The sequence below is a fragment of the Streptosporangium sp. NPDC000563 genome, assembly GCF_040299985.1.
Taxonomy (GTDB): Bacteria; Actinomycetota; Actinomycetes; order Streptosporangiales; family Streptosporangiaceae; genus Streptosporangium.
This window is the reverse complement of sequence record NZ_JBEPDA010000018.1, coordinates 161322-177659: the sequence shown is the minus strand read 5'-3', so window position 1 is coordinate 177659 and position 16338 is coordinate 161322. Positions and strand designations below refer to the sequence as shown.

At 70.4% G+C, this 16338-nt stretch carries 13 protein-coding genes; 10 read left to right on the top strand and 3 right to left on the bottom strand.

Going from position 1 to position 16338, the window contains the following annotated elements; genetic code table 11:
* Nucleotides 1-559 precede the first annotated feature (559 nt).
* A complete protein-coding gene (locus ABT352_RS30695) occupies nucleotides 560-2296 on the top strand; it encodes a serine/threonine-protein kinase (protein ID WP_350948454.1) in 1737 nt (578 codons plus the stop codon).
* 328 nt (nucleotides 2297-2624) lie between these two features.
* Nucleotides 2625-4055, top strand: a complete 1431-nt coding sequence (gnd, locus tag ABT352_RS30690; protein ID WP_350948453.1) for an NADP-dependent phosphogluconate dehydrogenase — start codon at nucleotides 2625-2627, stop codon at nucleotides 4053-4055.
* Nucleotides 4056-4189: 134 nt separating this feature from the next.
* On the opposite strand, the gene ABT352_RS30685 is transcribed toward gnd, so the two are convergent.
* A complete protein-coding gene (locus tag ABT352_RS30685; RefSeq protein WP_350948452.1) occupies nucleotides 4190-4795 on the bottom strand; it encodes a TetR/AcrR family transcriptional regulator in 606 nt (201 codons plus the stop codon).
* 73 nt (nucleotides 4796-4868) lie between these two features.
* On the opposite strand from ABT352_RS30685, the gene ABT352_RS30680 reads away from it, so the two are divergent.
* The 5 genes from ABT352_RS30680 (at nucleotide 4869) to ABT352_RS30660 (ending at nucleotide 11967) form a co-directional block, all read left to right on the top strand.
* Nucleotides 4869-7022 (top strand): HelD family protein, encoded by a 2154-nt coding sequence (locus tag ABT352_RS30680; protein ID WP_350948451.1) that lies wholly within the window; start codon nucleotides 4869-4871, stop codon nucleotides 7020-7022.
* A gap of 135 nt (nucleotides 7023-7157) precedes the next feature.
* A complete protein-coding gene (locus tag ABT352_RS30675; RefSeq protein WP_350948450.1) occupies nucleotides 7158-7934 on the top strand; it encodes a hypothetical protein in 777 nt (258 codons plus the stop codon).
* Nucleotides 7935-7962: 28 nt separating this feature from the next.
* Nucleotides 7963-9090, top strand: coding sequence for a hypothetical protein (locus tag ABT352_RS30670; RefSeq protein ID WP_350948449.1), 1128 nt, complete (start codon nucleotides 7963-7965; stop codon nucleotides 9088-9090).
* Nucleotides 9087-10556, top strand: a complete 1470-nt coding sequence (locus ABT352_RS30665; protein ID WP_350948448.1) for a hypothetical protein — start codon at nucleotides 9087-9089, stop codon at nucleotides 10554-10556. The genes ABT352_RS30670 and ABT352_RS30665 overlap by 4 nt, the downstream gene beginning before the upstream one ends.
* A gap of 112 nt (nucleotides 10557-10668) precedes the next feature.
* The gene (locus tag ABT352_RS30660) at nucleotides 10669-11967 is read left to right on the top strand and encodes an AAA family ATPase (protein WP_350948447.1); all 1299 of its coding nucleotides are present in this window, start codon (nucleotides 10669-10671) and stop codon (nucleotides 11965-11967) included.
* A gap of 119 nt (nucleotides 11968-12086) precedes the next feature.
* On the opposite strand, the gene ABT352_RS30655 is transcribed toward ABT352_RS30660, so the two are convergent.
* Entirely contained in the window at nucleotides 12087-13040 is a 954-nt protein-coding gene (locus tag ABT352_RS30655; protein WP_350948446.1) for a GNAT family N-acetyltransferase, read from the bottom strand.
* 124 nt (nucleotides 13041-13164) lie between these two features.
* Nucleotides 13165-14721 carry an MDR family MFS transporter gene (locus ABT352_RS30650; protein WP_350948445.1) on the bottom strand — a complete coding sequence of 519 codons (1557 nt, stop codon included), beginning with the start codon at nucleotides 14719-14721 and terminating at the stop codon, nucleotides 13165-13167.
* Nucleotides 14722-14854: 133 nt separating this feature from the next.
* On the opposite strand from ABT352_RS30650, the gene ABT352_RS30645 reads away from it, so the two are divergent.
* Genes ABT352_RS30645 through ABT352_RS30635 form a run of 3 tightly spaced genes read left to right on the top strand, consistent with a single transcriptional unit; the run spans nucleotide 14855 to nucleotide 16298 of the window.
* Entirely contained in the window at nucleotides 14855-15406 is a 552-nt protein-coding gene (locus ABT352_RS30645; RefSeq protein WP_350948444.1) for a TetR/AcrR family transcriptional regulator, read from the top strand.
* Nucleotides 15403-15720 (top strand): DUF4031 domain-containing protein, encoded by a 318-nt coding sequence (locus ABT352_RS30640; protein ID WP_350948443.1) that lies wholly within the window; start codon nucleotides 15403-15405, stop codon nucleotides 15718-15720. Before ABT352_RS30645 ends, ABT352_RS30640 begins: the two co-directional genes overlap by 4 nt.
* The gene (locus ABT352_RS30635; protein ID WP_350948442.1) at nucleotides 15720-16298 is read left to right on the top strand and encodes a type 1 glutamine amidotransferase domain-containing protein; all 579 of its coding nucleotides are present in this window, start codon (nucleotides 15720-15722) and stop codon (nucleotides 16296-16298) included. Before ABT352_RS30640 ends, ABT352_RS30635 begins: the two co-directional genes overlap by 1 nt.
* The last annotated feature ends 40 nt before the right edge of the window (nucleotides 16299-16338 follow it).

Here is a 16338-nt window from a genome sequence, read left to right as displayed (position 1 = left end):
ACTGGCTTTTAACACACTGTTGAGTTCTCAAGAAACGGACGCGTACACCATCACCCTGACCCGACCAACCGGTCCGGCAGAACTCCGGGGCGTTCGTTTTATTCTGTTCTTTCGTTGTGCCTTTATTCTTTCAGGCCCGCTTTTTCGTGTCAAACCGACCCGATCCGGCTTACCTGTTTCAGAATTTACAGCTCCCCCTTCTCAGGAGGACCCTTCTAACGTACTCGATGGTCTGATTCATGTCGAATCAGACCTCTTTAAGGGACAAAGGCCCCATCAAGGCAGAGATCATCAAAGAGGGTTCCGAGGCCCCGGCGCCATCGCCGTCTCCCTCGGGTCTGGTGAACTTTATGAACCCCGACCCGCATCGTCAAATCAACCGCGCCTCGCATGGAAGCAAGGCGCGTTGTGGCGTGCGCGCTTCAGGGAAAGCCGCTCCGACAAAACGGAGGATGCCGGGCACGCCGGAGACGGACCGGCCATGTGGTGTCCCGGCTGTGAGCCCTCAACGCGAGGCGGGCGCGGCGCACCCCGGTAGCGGAAGGAAGGGAATACACCCATGGTTCGCGTTGGAAACTCCGGTAATCTGCCGCTCGTCTTCAGGAGGTGGCAGGTGGCCGGAGCTGGCGCCTTTGCGGTACCGGGCTACGAGGTGTCCGGGGTGCTCGGCCAGGGCGGTTTCGGGATCGTCTACCGGGCCAGACAGCTGGCGGTGGATCGTGAGGTCGCGCTCAAGGTGGACAACCGGGTGCTGGTCTCCGAGCGGGACCGGCGCCGCTTCATGCGCGAGGTGACCTCGGCCGGCGCCCTCTCCGGTCACCCGCACGTCGCCCATGTCTACGACGCGGGGGTTCTGCCCGACGGACGGCCGTACATGGTCCTGGAACTGTGTCCCGGCGGGTCTCTGCTGGACCGGATGCGGGCCGAGAAGCGGTTGCCGCCGGCCGAGGTCGCCGACATCGGCATCCGGATCGCCGACGCGCTGTCGGCCGCGCACGCAGCCGGGGTGCTGCACCGCGACATCAAACCCGCCAACATCCTGATCAACCGGTACGGCAATGTGGTGCTCTCCGACTTCGGCCTCGCCACCATGCCGTCCTCGGGCAGCGAGGTGTCGGTGACCCGGGAGTCCCTCACTCCCGCCTACGCCCCGCCCGAGGCGTTCGAGCTGACCGAGCCCGCCGCCGCCGGTGACGTCTACTCCCTGGCCGCCACGCTGTACGCGCTGCTCTCGGGGCGCCCGCCACGCTTCCCCGAGAGCGGCGTGGTCAACATCGCGGTCATCATGGCCCTGCACCGCCTGCCGGTTCCCGACCTCCCGGAGGTGCCGCCGGAGCTGACCGCCGTGCTCAGGGAGGCCATGGCGACCGACCCCGCGCGCCGCACCCCCTCGGTGGCCGCGCTGCGCGACGCCCTCACGGACCTGCGTCTGGAGGGAGGCGCCCCTGCCCGGTCCCACGCTCCGCGCCCCGCCGTCCCCCACCGGGCCCCGAGGCCCGCTCCACCGCCGGTTTCGACACCGGAGAAGACACCGGTGCCCATGCCGCCGCACGCGTCACCGTACGGCACACCGCCGGGGCAGCGCGGGGAGCCTGTGCGGTCGCATCTGACGTCACCGGGCGTGAAAGGGCTCTCCGGCACACAGCCGCCCGCGGCGGCCCCGGAGCATCCGGCCGCGTCGAACGCGCGGGTCTTCGTCGCGGTGGCCGTGGCCTTCGCGATCCTGCTGATGGCCGGCGTAGGGCTCATGTACATCGAGAACCGCGACCAGACACCGTCCACCGGGCAGCGGCCCGGCTCGCAGGCCCCCCAGAGCCCTGGCGAGGACCAGAGTGCGACCCCGAAGACGGGCACGTCCGCGGCTCGCGAGGTTTTCGAGGTCGCCACGGTCACGACCCCCTGCCCCGCAGCGGCGGTGGCGGGCGCGGGGGCCGCGTGCGTGGCGAAGAACGAGTGCTGGGGCGGCCTCGTCGCGATCGCGGGCGACACCACGGCGAAGCGGATCAGCTGCCAGGAGCCCCACGTGTGGGAGACGTTCGCGATCGCCCCGCTGCCCCGGGGCACTCTCATCTACGATCCGGCCGTCCTGGAGAAGGATCCGACGGTGAAGAAGGTCTGCTCGGACGAGGTGATGTTCGCCTCCATGTTCGACGAGCGCAATGACCGGCGGACAAGGTGGCACAAGACGATCCTGCCGCCCTCGCGGGAGCAGTTCCAGAGCGGAGCTCGGACCTACCGGTGCCTGGGCGGCCTCATCGGACGTGAGCTTCCGGGCGTCATCAGTTTCGGCCGCTGAGTCTTCTCGGCGCGGGCTCGTCCCCGCCGGGTGTCGGAACCGTCGGAAAAGCAGGTCGTCCACCGATCGGCACGGTACCGGGACCTTCTTCGCACGTTCGATCGGGGTGGGTGCAGACTTGCCTTCCCGGACGTGAAAAATTGGACGCGGTTGGACGGAGGCGGAACGTGAACGTCCGCCTCCCGATCCGCGTAGGTCACAAAGTAGGTCACCAAAGGTGGCGGCATTCACCACGATGTCGCTCAGGTTTTCGAGAAATCGGCCAACGGTATCCTGCCGCGTTCTCCTTCCGGTCGCGAAGACCGGGTTTTCGAGCTGGAGGTTTTTGATGTCTCAGGCACAGATCGGTGTGACAGGACTGGCCGTGATGGGGGCGAACCTCGCCCGCAACCTGGCCAGGCACGGGCACTCGGTAGCGGTGCACAACAGGTCCCAGCACAGGACCAAGGCGCTGATCGAGGAGCACGGTCACGAGGGAACCTTTGTCCCCTGCGAGACCCCCGAGGAGTTCGTCGCGGCGCTGGAGCGGCCCCGACGCATTCTGATCATGGTCAAGGCGGGTGCGCCGACCGACGCGGTGATCGAGGAGTTCGCTCCCCTGCTCGAGCCGGGCGACATGCTCGTGGACGGCGGGAACGCGCACTTTCTGGACACACGCAGGCGTGAGGCCGCGCTGCGCGAGCGCGGCATCCACTTCGTCGGCGCGGGGGTTTCCGGCGGGGAGGAGGGCGCGCTGCTCGGGCCGAGCATCATGCCCGGCGGTTCGAAGGAGTCGTACCAGGCGCTGGGTCCGCTGCTGGAGGACATCGCGGCGAAGGTGGACGGTGTGCCCTGCTGCGCGCACATCGGCCCCGACGGTGCCGGGCACTTCGTGAAGATGGTGCACAACGGCATCGAGTACGCCGACATGCAGCTCATCGCCGAGGCATACGACCTGGTCAGGCAAGGACTCGGCCGGACCCCGGCGGAGCTCGCGGACATCTTCGCGGAGTGGAACGAGGGTGAGCTGTCCTCGTACCTGATCGAGATCACCGCCGAGGTGCTGCGCCAGGTCGACGCCGCGACGGGCAAGCCGCTCGTCGACGTGATCGCCGACCGGGCGGAGCAGAAGGGCACCGGCCGCTGGACGGTACAGATCGCGCTGGACCTGGGCGTTCCGGTGAGCGGAATCGCCGAGGCGGTCTTCGCGCGCTCCCTGTCCGGTCACGCGGACCTGCGCAAGGCCGCACGGGGCCTGCCCGGCCCGTCGGGAGTGCCGGCGGGGGCCGTGGGCGAGGACTTCGCCGAGGACGTGCGCCGGGCGCTGTACGCCTCGAAGATCGTCGCTTACGCCCAGGGGTTCGACCAGCTCAGGGTCGCCAGCACGGAGTACGGCTGGGATCTCGACCTCGGCACGCTGGCCACGATCTGGCGGGGTGGCTGCATCATCCGCGCCGTCTTCCTCGACCGCATCCGCGAGGCGTACGCGGCGGACGACAAGCCGGTCACCCTGCTCGCCGCCCCCTACTTCGCCGAGGCGCTCACCCTGGCGCAGGACTCGTGGCGGCGGGTGGTGGCGAAGGCCGCCGAGCTGGGCATCCCCGCGCCCGGCTTCTCGACCGCGCTCGCCTACTACGACGGGCTGCGCGCCGAACGCCTGCCCGCGGCCCTGATCCAGGGCCAGCGTGACTTCTTCGGCGCTCACACCTACGAGCGGATCGACCTTGAGGGCTCCTTCCACACCCTGTGGTCGGCCGACCGCACGGAGGTCAAGGGCTAGCTCTCACCCCACACGTCACCCCTCCTCGCCCCGGGGTGACCGTCTGCCGCACCGGAATCGGATACGGCCGCCGACCCGCGACAGGGCGGCACACGCGGGGCGAGGCAAAGCCGACCGCCCCCTACCTCAAGCGATCAGGGAAGTTCGGGGAGCAGCGCGAACGCGCGGTCGGCGGCGGCGACGGCCGAGGGGTGGGTCTCCTCGGCCGTCGCACCTCCGACCAGGATCAGCCAGTTGCGCCGGGCCAGCACCCGCTGCGCGGCGAGGACCTGACCGGCGACGAGCAGTGCGGTGAGCTCGTCGGTGACCTCGGCGAGCGCGGCGGCGAGAGCCTCCTCGTCGAGGGCCATGTGGTGCAGCAGCCGAGCCGCGAGACCCGGTGTGGAGAAGACCATCCGGTGGTAGTCGAGCACCTCGGGATGATCGTTGAGCCCTGTCACGGGATCGCGCCGCTCCAGCCCGGCCAGGAAGTGCCGATGCAGCGCCTCCAGCGGCGCCTCACCCGGTCCGCGTTCGCGGACGATCCGGGCGGCCTCTCCCTGATGGTCGGAGATGCGGTGGAGGACGAGGTCCTCCTTCGTCGGAAAGTATTTGAACAGGGTCGGCTTGGAGACCCCCGCCGCCGCCGCCACCTCCGCGACCGGTACCTCGTCGAATCCGCGCTCCAGGAAGAGCGCGATCGCCGCCGCCGAGATCGCCTCGTGGACCTGCCGCCTCTTGCGTTCACGCAGTCCTGTCACGCGTTCCAACCTAACAGAGGCGCAACTCGGTTAATATCTTGACTGAGTTAAGCTTTTAGGAGGGCGGTGCGCGATGACCGACACGGGACTCGACGACGAACGGGCCTATCTGGCGGAGTGTGAGGCGGCCATGCGCCGGATGATCGAGGGCGCGCGGCTGAACGTCGTCGTCGGCGAGGGGGTGGCGGGTGACCGCTACAGCGCGGAGAGGCTGGGGTATCACCTCAAGAGCCTCGCGAAGGAGCTGGAGGAGCAACCGGACGGCCCACCGTTCTTCGGTCGTCTCGACTTCGGCCCCGGTTCCGGCGAACACCGCGGGCAGCGGTACTACATCGGCAGACGCCATATCTCCGGCGGTCCCGGCCGTCAGCCCATGGTGATCGACTGGCGCGCCCCCGTCTCCACGGCGTTCTACCGCTCCAGTGCCGGGGATCCGCGAGGGGTGTCCATGCGACGCCGCTTCGGCTGGTCGCGGGAGCCGATCACGTTGACCGGCTTCGAGGACGAGCGCCTCGACCTCGGCCAGGACCTGGGTACGGCGAGCCGGATCGTGGCCGCCGAGATCGAGCGCCCTCGCGTCGGACCGATGCGCGACATCGTGGCCACCATCCAGCCCGAGCAGGACGAGCTGGTCCGCGCCGGGCTCGACGAGTCGATCTGTGTGCAGGGGGCGCCCGGCACGGGCAAGACCGCCGTGGGACTGCACCGGGCCGCCTACCTGCTCTACACCCACCGGCAGCGGCTCGCGCGGGCGGGCGTGCTCATCCTCGGCCCCAACCGGGCGTTCCTGGGCTATGTCTCGGCCGTGCTTCCGGCACTGGGCGAGGTCGACGTCGAGCAGACGACCGTGGAGGATCTGCTGGAGCGCGGGCCGCTCCGTGGCGCCGACGGCGAGGATGCCTCGGCCGTCAAACACGACGTCCGTATGGCGGAGGTGCTGCGCCGGGCACTGTACGGGCGGGTGACGGCTCCCACGGAGCCGATCGTCGTTCCCGACGGCTCCTACCGCCGACGGGTGGGACAGGAGGAGTTCCACGACATCGTGGACGGCGCCCTGCGGGAGGCGACCCCGTACGGTGTGGGCCGTGAACGCGTGCTGTCGCGTATTGTGGCCGTTCTGCTGCGGCGGGCGGAGGCGCGCGGCCAGGTGACGAACGCCGCCTGGACGCGCCGGATGGCCAGGGCGGTCACCGGGTACGTGGACGCGGTGTGGCCCGCCGTCCGCCCGGAAGAGGTGGTGGCGGAGTTGCTCGGCGACCCCGCCGCGCTCGCCACCGCCTCGGAGGGGATCCTCACCGCCGGGGAGCGCTCGGCGATCCTGTGGGCCAGGCCGCCGCGCTCGTTCAAAAGCGCCCGGTGGTCGGCGGCCGACCTCGTGCTTCTCGACGAGGTCGCGGGGCTGCTGGAGCGTCCGAGGGGATACGGCCATGTCATCGTCGACGAGGCGCAGGATCTCTCGCCGATGCAGTGCCGCGCCGTCGCCCGCAGGAGCGAGCACGGCTCGATCACCGTGCTCGGCGACCTGGCGCAGGGCACCACCGCGTGGGCGGCCCGCAGCTGGCGGGACCACCTGGCTCACCTGGGGAAACCGGACGCGGAGCTGCTCGCCCTGACCACGGGTTTCCGGGTGCCGGCCGCCGTCGTCGCGCTCGCCAACCGCCTGCTGGAGGAGCTGGCCGTGGAGGTGCCCAGGACCCGCTCGTTCCGCGCGGACGGCCGCCTGCGGATCCACCGGACACCCGATCTCTGCGCGGCCACGGTCGCCGCGGTACGCGACGCGCTCGGCCATGAGGGGTCGATCGCGGTGATCGCCGCGGACGCGACCCTCGGCGCACTGGTGGCGGCGATGAGGGCGGCGAGGATCGAGATCACCATCCTGGGCGAGGAGGTCGAGGGCGACGGGACCCACGTCACGGCCGTCGAGGGTATCGAGGGCGGTGCCCGCGTCACCGCCGTCCCCGCGTCGACGGCGAAGGGCCTGGAGTACGACCATGTGGTGGTGGCCGAACCCGCGGTGATCGCGGGCACGGGAGAGCGGGGTCCCAACGTGCTCTACGTCGCGCTGACCCGCGCGGTGTCGCGGCTGGACGTGCTGCACACCCTCCCGCTCCCCGCCTGGTTCCCATCCGAGTCACCATCCGAGTCACCGTCTGGGGCATCGTCTGGGGCATCGTCTGGGGCATCGTTCGGGTCACCGTCCGAGGTGAGAGGCGGCCGCGTCGGCTGACCTCGCCTTCCACTCCATGGATTTCTCCTGAAATGCCCTTTTCGTGCCCCTATTACCATTACACGAGCCGCGCTTAATGCTGGAATTCGCTGGAATTCAAGGGAGGCTGGTGGAACTCCTGTTACGCTCCGGGCCGTGAGTGATTCACTGGACGCGTTGGAGCGGCGAATAGCCGAGCTCCGCGCCGAGGTGCGACGGGCGGTCAAGGCGAGGGAGAACTCGCTCGCCCGATCGCTGCGCGGCGACCTGCGCAGGGCCGAGCAGGCGTGGGACGCGGCGATCACCTCCGAGGCCCCCGAGCCGTCGCACGAACCCGAGACCTCGCTGGTGCCCATCAGGGAGCAGGTGCACCAGGCGCTGGCCATGCTGGGCGTGCCGACGGCGGCCAAACTGATCGTGGCGGTGAACGACGCCTTCTTCTCCCGCGAGTTGCGCGGCTCCCAGCTCACCAGCCTGCGGCGCGACGAGGAGCGCTCGTTCCGCGGTGACCCCTACGCCAGGCCGTACTACCTGTGCGCCGCACTGACCGACCGCCTCTCCCCCGCCCGCGGGCTGTTCGCCGACAGCACGTGGCCACCCGAGTCGCGGGTGCTGGGGCCGCTGAGCCCGCGTGTCGACTTCCTCGTCTCGGCCATGCGCGTCGCCGAGCACCTGACGCGGCTGGCGGAACCTCCCGCGGGGGCGGTGCGGCTGCTGTCGCGGATGGCGCAGAACATCCCGGGCGCCGTCGAGGGGTTCGCCCCGGCCGACCCGGCGACCGCGATCCGCGCGGCACGGGCCGAGCTGGAGGTACACCTCACCACCGACTCCGCGCAGCGGGCCGAGGTGGCGGCACGGGCGATGAGGCAACTACCGGACGTGGAGCGCCTGTTCGGCGCCACCGCGATGAACACCTTGAGGGGGGCCTGTTGAAGACCAGGCTGGACGGGGAGACCGGTTCATGAACAAGCTCGGGGAGAGGGCCTTCCTGAACAGGCTTGACGAGCTGCGCGGGCCGATGCCCTCCCGCCCGCACGACGCGCGGGCCATCGCGGCGCTCGCCGCCAACCCCGGCTGCGTCCGCCGGGCGGTGATGGACGCCGCGGGGGTCGACAAGGACCTCACGGCCAGGCACGTCGGCTTCCCCGCCCCGTTCGGCCAGTCCCAGTTCGCGATCACCCGCGGGAACGTGTTCGAGTCGCTGGTGAAGGAGAACGGGTGCGCGGAGCTGCTGCGCCTCCTGCGCGAGCTGCTCGGCCTGGAGGTCGCCCAGGTCGGCTACCAGGACGTGGAGAGCATCGGCTCCCATCTGCGGCACTCGCACACCCGGGCGCTGATCGACCGCGCGGCGCGCGAGGACGACGGGACCGCGGTGTTCTACGACCACCCGCTGCTCAGTCTGGAGATCGCCGGGCACACCTCCTACCTGGAACCCGACGTCGTGGCCTTCCAGATCGGGAGGCGCTTCCACATCGTCGAGATCAAGTCGTTCAGCGTGATCGACGGCCAGGCCGAGCCGGAAAAGGTCGCGGCGGCGGCACGACAGGCGGCGGTCTACGTCATGGCGCTGCGCACGCTCATGGCCGACCTCGGGCACGACCCGGAACGCGTCTCCCACGACGTGGTCCTCGTCTGCCCGGAGAACTTCGCCAACCGCCCCACGGCGGCGCTGGTCGACGTACGCAAGCATCTCTCCGTGCTCAACCGCCAGCTCGCCCGGATGACCAGGGTCGAGCGCCTGCTTGAGGACCTGCCCGGCGGCCTCACCTTCGATCTGGCCCCCGGCGAGGACGGGGTGCCGACCCGCTCGGCCGAGGAACTGGCCCAGGCACTGCTCCAGGTGCCCGCCCGCTACGCGCCCGACTGCCTGTCCACCTGCGACATGTGCATGTTCTGCCGTCACGAGGCCCGCTCCTGCGGGTCCACCGACCTGCTCGGGCGCCAGGTACGCGACCAGCTGGGCGGCGTCTCCGGCATGGACGAGGCCCTCGGCCTGGCCGAGGGCACCCGTGAGGTGGCCGAGGGCCAGGAGGAGATCGCCCACCTGCTCCGGCTGGCGCACCGGCTGCGCGAGGAGTCGCTGCGGTGAGCACACTGACGGCGCTGGCGCGGCTGCGGGCCGCCAGGGACGGCGTCGCGCAGCGGATCACCACGGTCCGGCACTGCCACGTCTCCGCCCAGCCGCTGGTGTTCATCCCGCTCAAGCTCGCGGGCGAGGCCGCCGCGCCGCTCGCCGCCATGGTCGGCACCGATCCCGGTCACCCCCGGCTGCTCGTCGTTCCCCAGCCCCGCAACCGGGACCTGCGGTTCGCCTTCACCGCCGGGCTGGCCGAGGTGCTGCTGCCGTACATCGAGGGGTTCCAGAAGAGCACCGAGACGGTCGAGCGAAAGAGCGGCGAGCCGTACGAGCGATGCCTGGACGCGCCGCAGATCCTGGTGCCGAACCGGCCCGCGGCCTCGTTCGCCGCGCTGCTCGGCCGCTCCACCCGCTTCCGCAAGGCGGAGGGCCCCTACCCGGTGCATCCGTCGGTGCCGCTGCTCGGCCGGTGGCTGACCTATCTCGCCGACCGGTCGCTGCAGCCGGGCTCCTCGACGCTGCTCGCCGCCACCGAGGCGCTGAGCCTGCACTGGGCGACCGGGCAGAGCAACCTGGAGGACGCCAACCTGGCGGCGCTGCTGGGATGGATCGATCCGCCGCGAGGAATGTCCGGGCGGCGGGCGGCCGAGGAGGCAGAGGACCCGCTGCTCTGGCCTCCCGCCGGCCCCACCACCGACCCCGGCTTCGACAACGAGGTGCTCGGCCCCGCGATCCGCGCCTACGAGGAGGCGCCGACCGATCGCGCCGTCGACCGGATCGGCCAGGCGCTGCGCACCCAGCTCGAACCCACCTGGCGGCTGATGTGGCGCAGCGTGGAGCTGCTGCGCTCGCTGCCCGAGGGGGCGCGGGTGAAGGACCGCTGGGAGATCGACCGCGGGTCGTTCACCCGGTTCGTCGAGCGGATCGCCGAGGGCGGGCCGCCTCAGGCGCGCAGGGACGGGGCGGTCGGCGCCGCCGCGCGGCTGGCGGGGCTGGAACGGGCACGGGCGAGCTACGACGTGCAGCGCGCCCATGACGACCCGTTGCTCATGGCCGAGTACCGGCTGAGCGGTGAGGCCTTCGCCGGGACGGTGACGTCCGCCGACCTTGAGCACACCGAGGGCGAGGGCCGCTCGCGCAAGCTCAGACCCCTGATCACGGTGCGGACCGACGACCCGGTGCGGCTCTTCCCGGGGACCACGGTCGGCTGCCCCGACCGGCGTGGCCACGCCGCCGAGATCGTCGAGATCGCGGACGGGGAGATCACCCTCAAGGTCACCAAGGGGATGGGACGGGGCAGGACACCGGCCCCCGGTTCCGTGCCGGAGCCGGGCGAGCAGGTCTCGTACACCTCACTGACGGACGACTTCCAGTCGTCGGCGGCACTGCCCGATCCGGAGCAGACGCCGTGGACCCACGGCGGCCCTCCGCAGGAGTACGAACCCGGCGACGACGACGCGCAGGAGGAATGGCTTTGAGCGTTCACCGGATCCCGGGCCGCCGGGCGACGCCTCGTCCCACCGCGTGCGGGACGGGCCGTGACCGGGGCCTTTACGGAGACCTCGACGGGGGCCTCGACGGGAGCACGACATGACGACCCCGCAGCGGGAGGCCGCCGCCGTGGTGGAGGCCGTGCTGGCCGACCTGCCCCGCCATCGCGGCGTGGTCGTGGACTCGCCGCCGGGCGCGGGCAAGTCCACGCTGGTGGTGAGGGCGGCGGGGCACATCGCGGAGACCGGCGAGCCGCTGATGATCGTCGCCCAGACCAACGAGCAGGTCGACGACCTGGTGGAGCGGCTCGCGGTCGAGCACCCCGACCTGCCGATCGGCCGCCTGTCGGCGAGCGGCTACGTGACCCCCGGCCGCGTCCTCGCCCACCCCAACGTCTCGGTCGCGGGCAAGCTGCCCGACCTGGGGGATCCGGCCGTGGTGATCGCCACCGCCGACAAGTGGGCCTGGATCGGCGACCGCACCTGGCCCTGGGCCATCGTCGACGAGGCGTACCAGATGCGCTCGGACAAGTTGCTGCGCATCGCCTCGCTGTTCGAGCGGTCGCTGTTCGTAGGCGATCCCGGCCAGCTCGACCCGTTCTCCATCGTGGACGGCGACCGGTGGGCGGGCCTGTCGTGGGATCCGGTGCAGAGCGCTGTCTCGGTGCTGCTGCGGCACAACCCCGACCTGCCGGTGCACCGGCTGCCGGTCTCCTGGCGACTGCCCGCCTCGGCGGCGCCGGTGGTCTCCGAGGCGTTCTACCCGTTCACCGGGTTCCGCGCGGGGACGGGTCCGGACGACAGGTCGCTGGAGTTCACCGTGAACGGCATGCGCACCTCCCACGACCTGGCGCTGGAGGAGGCGGCCGTCTCCGGCTGGGCGCTGTACGAGCTGCCGAGCCGTCACACGGTGCGCACCGACGCCGAAGCCGTCGCGGCGACCGCGATGCTGGCGATGCGGCTGCTCCAGCGGGGCCCGGTCGCGCACTCCGAGCGCGGCAGCCATCCCGTCACCGCCGACAGGATCGCCATCGGCGCCGCGCACCGCGACCAGGTCGCCGCGATCAGGGCCGCCGGGGTGCCGCCGGAGATCACGGTGGACACCGCCAACCGTCTGCAGGGCCGGGAGTACGACGTGACGATCGTGCTTCACCCGCTGTCCGGGCGCCGCGACGCCACCGCGTTCCATCTGGAGTCCGGGCGGCTGTGCGTGCTCACCTCCCGGCACCGCCACGCCTGCGTCGTGGTCGCCAGGGCGGGCATTCCCGAACTTCTGGACGCCCACCCGTCGTCCGAGCCGGTCCAGCTCGGCGTGCCGGTGAAGTTCCCCGACGGCTGGGAGGCCAACCAGGCGGTGCTGGCCCACCTCTCCAAACACCGGGTGACCCCGGACCGATGACCCGGACGCGCCGTGCCGGAGTGCGCACCGCCGCCCCGCAGTGATCTCCACAGTGATCTCCACAGTGATCTCTGCGATGATCCCCACGGCCCCGTGCGGCGAGGGCCGTACGGGGGAGGTCAGATCGTGCGCCGCCAGACGTCGATCGCCAGCACCTGACGCATGCCCACCGAGAGGTAGAGGTCGAGGGCGGGCGTGCTGTTGTTGGCGTCGACGTGGAGGTAGGTGCCGACCCGCCCGCGGCGGGCGTCGGCGGCGAACGCCCCGCGCAGCATGACCTTTCCCAGACCTCGGCCCCTGAAGGCGGGGAGCACGGCCAACTGGCGCACGTACCCGCAGTTCTCGTCCCCCAGGAAGGCGTTGGTCCCCAGCAGCATCGCCGCGGGCTCGCCGTCGAGGCGGGCGACCGTCAGTTGTGCCCAGTCGGTGGTGACCGAGGAGTCCAGCTCCTCGTACCACTCGTCGTAGTCCTTCGGGGCGAACCCGAAGTGCTCGGCGAAGCCGGCCTGCTGCACGGCGTGCCCCTGACGGCGTACCTCCTCGGTGAGCCCGTCGTGCACCGTCACCCCGGCCGGGAGTTCGGGCCCGGGGACCGTCCCCTCGTGGTCGGCGCGGAGCCGGATGAAGCTGGTGGCGGCGGCGAAGCCGCGGGACGCGGCGATGGCGCGCTTGCCGCTGTCCTCGCGGTAGAGGCCGATGTCCACCACGGCCCGGTCGTGGCCGAGTTCGGCCGTGATCTGCCTGGCCCGCTCGGTCACGGTGTCCCAGAGCGGGCCGGTCAGGTCCGGTGCGGCGGGGTGCACGACGACGTCGACGTCGACGTTGTCGCTGCTCCCCTTGCGGCAGGCCCAGGCCCACGCCACCAGGCGCCCGCCCTCGTCGTGGACGAGCCAGCCGTCGGACTCCCCGGCGAAGGCGGAGTCGTTCAGGTGGTCGGCGACGTCGTCGAGCGTCATGTCGGCCTTGCCGATCACCTGGGTGTCGCAGAGCGAGATCAGCTCGTGGATCTCGTGGGCGTCCTCGGCCAGTGGCCGCCGGGTGACGTACCCGGTGGCGGGGATCGTTGTCTTCATGACCCCATCGTCGCGAGGGCGGCTTGGGGATCACTGGGTCGGCACTTGGCTCCCGGCTCATCGGCCGACCGGCCGATGAGCCGGATGCTCACGTGGTTCGTCAGGCGACGGGAGCGAGAGACCGTCAGTCGAGTGCCGGGACCGGTGCCTGGGTGTCCTCGGAGGCCTCGGGCGCGCCGCGCAGCGGGATCTCCTTGATGAAGGCCGCCAGCAGCGGCACCAGGACCGCGAACAGGATCGCCCACCAGAAGACGCCGGAGATCGACTCGGCCAGCGACTCCAGGAAGCCGACCCGCACGTTGGCGGGAAGCTCGTGCAGCGCGGCCGGGTCGAACTGGGCGCCTCCGGAGGCGATCCGCTCGCCCGCTGCGCCCAGCTTGCTCTCCAGGCTGGAGGTGAGCCGGTTGTTGAAGATCGCGCCGAACAGCGAGACGCCGAACGAGCCGCCGATGGAGCGGAAGAAGGTCGAGGCGCTGCTGGCGACGCCGAGGTCCTTCTGCTCGACGCTGTTCTGGGCGATCAGCATGGTGGTCTGCATCAGGAAGCCCATACCGAGGCCGAGCACCGCGATGAACACCCCGGTCTGCCAGGCGGGGGTGTTGACGTCCATCAGGGAGAGCAGCCACATCGCGACCGCCATGCCCACGCCACCGAGGATCGGATACACCTTGTACTTGCCGGTCCTGGTGATGGCGCGGCCGACGAAGAGCGAGACCACCATGGCGGCGCCCATCATCGGGAGCAGCAGCAGGCCGGAGTTGGTGGCGCTCGCCCCCTGGACGGTCTGCTGGAACAGCGGCAGGAAGTTGATCGCGCCGAACATGGCGAACCCGAGCAGGAAGCCCACTCCCGAGATCAGGCTGAAGTTGCGGTCGCGGAAGACGTTGAGCGGCATGATGGGCTCGGCGACGCGGCGCTCCACCAGGACGAACACCGCCAGCGTGATCACGGCGAGCCCCGCCAGGCCGAGGATCTGCCACGATCCCCACGCGTAGTCGTTGCCGCCCCAGGTGGTGATGAGGACGAGCGCGGTGATGCCGACCGAGAGCAGGGCCGCGCCCAGCCAGTCGATGCGGTGCTCGGTGCGGAGCTTGGGCAGTTGCAGTTTGACCGCGAGCAGGGCGAGGGCGACGAACCCGATGGGCAGGTTCACGTAGAAGGCCCAGCGCCAGTCGAGGTGGTCGGTGATGAACCCGCCGACGAGCGGACCCGCGATCATCGCGAGTGACATCACGGCGGCCATGATGCCCTGGTACTGGCCGCGCTCGCGGGGCGGGACGAGGTCGCCGATGATCGCCATGGCGTTGACCATCAGGCCCCCGGCTCCCAAGCCCTGGAGGGCGCGAAAGGCGATGAGCTGCGTCATGCCGTCGGACGGCCCGCCGAGCATCTCGGATCCGGCCATGCCGCAGAGCACGGAGCCGATCATGAAGATGACGATGGAGGCGAGGAAGATGTTCTTCCTGCCGTACAGGTCACCGATCTTGCCCCAGATGGGGGTCGAGACGGTGGTGCCGAGCACGTAGGCGGTCACCACCCAGGACAGGTGCGTCAGTCCGCCGAGTTCCCCGACGATGCGGGGCATCGCGGTGCCGACGATCATGTTGTCGAGCATGGCCAGGACCATCGCGAGCATCAGGCCCGGCAGCACTACCATGACCTCGCGACGCCGCGCCGGCACGGCCGCGGTCTCCTTCACTTCTGTGCCCCCAGTTTTGTGATCTTGCTTACTTGCCGACCGGCTAGCGTCGGCTATGCTGGAATGTAGGCCGCTTACTTGCCGGCCGTCAAGTTAATTTCTCGGTAAGGGAACCATGAGGGAAAACGCCGACACACGGACGCGCATTCAGGAGATCGCCCTGAAGCTCTTCACCGAGCAGGGCTACGAGGCCACCTCGCTCCGCGAGATCGCGGAGGCCCTCGGCGTGACCAAAGCGGCACTTTACTACCACTTCAAGACCAAGGACGACATCATCGCCAGCCTGGCGGAGGACCGGGTGCGGGCGGTCGAGGAGCTGATCGCCTGGGCCCGCACCCAGCCGCGCACCGACGAGACGCGCGAGGAACTGATCCGCCGCTACGCCCACGACCTGCGACGGGGCAGGCACCACGAGATCATGCGGTTCTTCGAGCGCAACCAGACCTCACTCAAGAAACACCCGACGATGGAGAAGACCCGCGAGGGGATGTTCGAGCTGCTCACCTTCCTCGTCGATCCGGAGGACCCCCTGTCCACCCGGCTGAAGCACTCGATGTCCCTGTTCGCGCTGCACGCCTCGTGGTTCGCGCTCAGGGACGAGTCGATCACCGACGAGGAGCGCCAGGCGGCCGCCCTGGAGGTCGCGCTCGACCTCGCCAGGCGGTGAGCGTTCTCATCGACCCGCCCAGCTGGCCGGGTCCGCGCGGCCTGCTCTGGTCACATCTGGTCAGCGACAGCTCCACCGGGGAGCTGCACGCCTTCGCGGAACTTCTCGGCGTGCCGCGCCGGGCGTTCGACCGCGACCACTACGACGTTCCCGAGACCGTCTACGAGCGGGCCCTCGCGCTGGGCGCCGAGGCCGTCTCCTCCCGTGAGCTCGTCACCCGTCTCACCGCCGCCGGTCTGCGCCGGCGCAGGGTCCGCCCCGGGATCGACGCTTCTCGCATGGATCCCGGCAGTGCGGGCATAGCATCCCCTTGATGGCATATCCGCACGTCAACGAAGGGAACGACATGCTGAACGGCAAAACGATCGCGTTTCTCGTGGCTCCCGAGGGGATCGAGCAGGTCGAACTCACCGAGCCGTGGAAGGCCGTCAAGCAGGCGGGGGGCACGCCCAAGCTGATCTCCACCGAGCAGGGTCGGGTCCAGGCGTTCAACCACCTCGACAAGGCCGACACGTTCCCGGTGGACGCCACGGTGGAGCAGGTCTCCGTCACCGACTTCGACGGCCTGCTGCTTCCGGGCGGCGTCGCCAACCCCGATCTCCTGCGGACCGTACCCGCGGCCGTGGGCTTCGTGAAGGGCTTCTTCGACGCGGGCAAGCCCGTCGCGGCCATCTGCCACGCGCCCTGGACGCTGATCGAGGCCGACGTGGTACGTGACCGCAAGGTCACGTCCTGGCCGAGCCTGCGGACCGACCTGCGCAACGCCGGGGCGACCTGGGAGGACAACGAGGTCGTGATCTGCTCCTCGGGTCCGAACACGCTGATCACCAGCCGCAAGCCCGACGACCTCAAGGCCTTCTGCCAGGCCGCGACGGACGCCTTCTCCGGATAGCGTCCTTCGATCATCGAAGCGCGGGGCGGGGGTCGGCGAC

Coding starts and splice junctions, on each gene's coding strand:
- ABT352_RS30645 (WP_350948444.1), top strand. CDS start 14,855: ATGAGGGAAAACGCCGACACACGGACGCGCATTCAGGAGATCGCCCTG.
- ABT352_RS30680 (WP_350948451.1), top strand. CDS start 4,869: ATGACCGACACGGGACTCGACGACGAACGGGCCTATCTGGCGGAGTGT.
- gnd (WP_350948453.1), top strand. CDS start 2,625: ATGTCTCAGGCACAGATCGGTGTGACAGGACTGGCCGTGATGGGGGCG.
- ABT352_RS30660 (WP_350948447.1), top strand. CDS start 10,669: ATGACGACCCCGCAGCGGGAGGCCGCCGCCGTGGTGGAGGCCGTGCTG.
- ABT352_RS30695 (WP_350948454.1), top strand. CDS start 560: ATGGTTCGCGTTGGAAACTCCGGTAATCTGCCGCTCGTCTTCAGGAGG.
- ABT352_RS30635 (WP_350948442.1), top strand. CDS start 15,720: ATGGCATATCCGCACGTCAACGAAGGGAACGACATGCTGAACGGCAAA.
- ABT352_RS30655 (WP_350948446.1), bottom strand. CDS start 13,040: ATGAAGACAACGATCCCCGCCACCGGGTACGTCACCCGGCGGCCACTG.
- ABT352_RS30670 (WP_350948449.1), top strand. CDS start 7,963: ATGAACAAGCTCGGGGAGAGGGCCTTCCTGAACAGGCTTGACGAGCTG.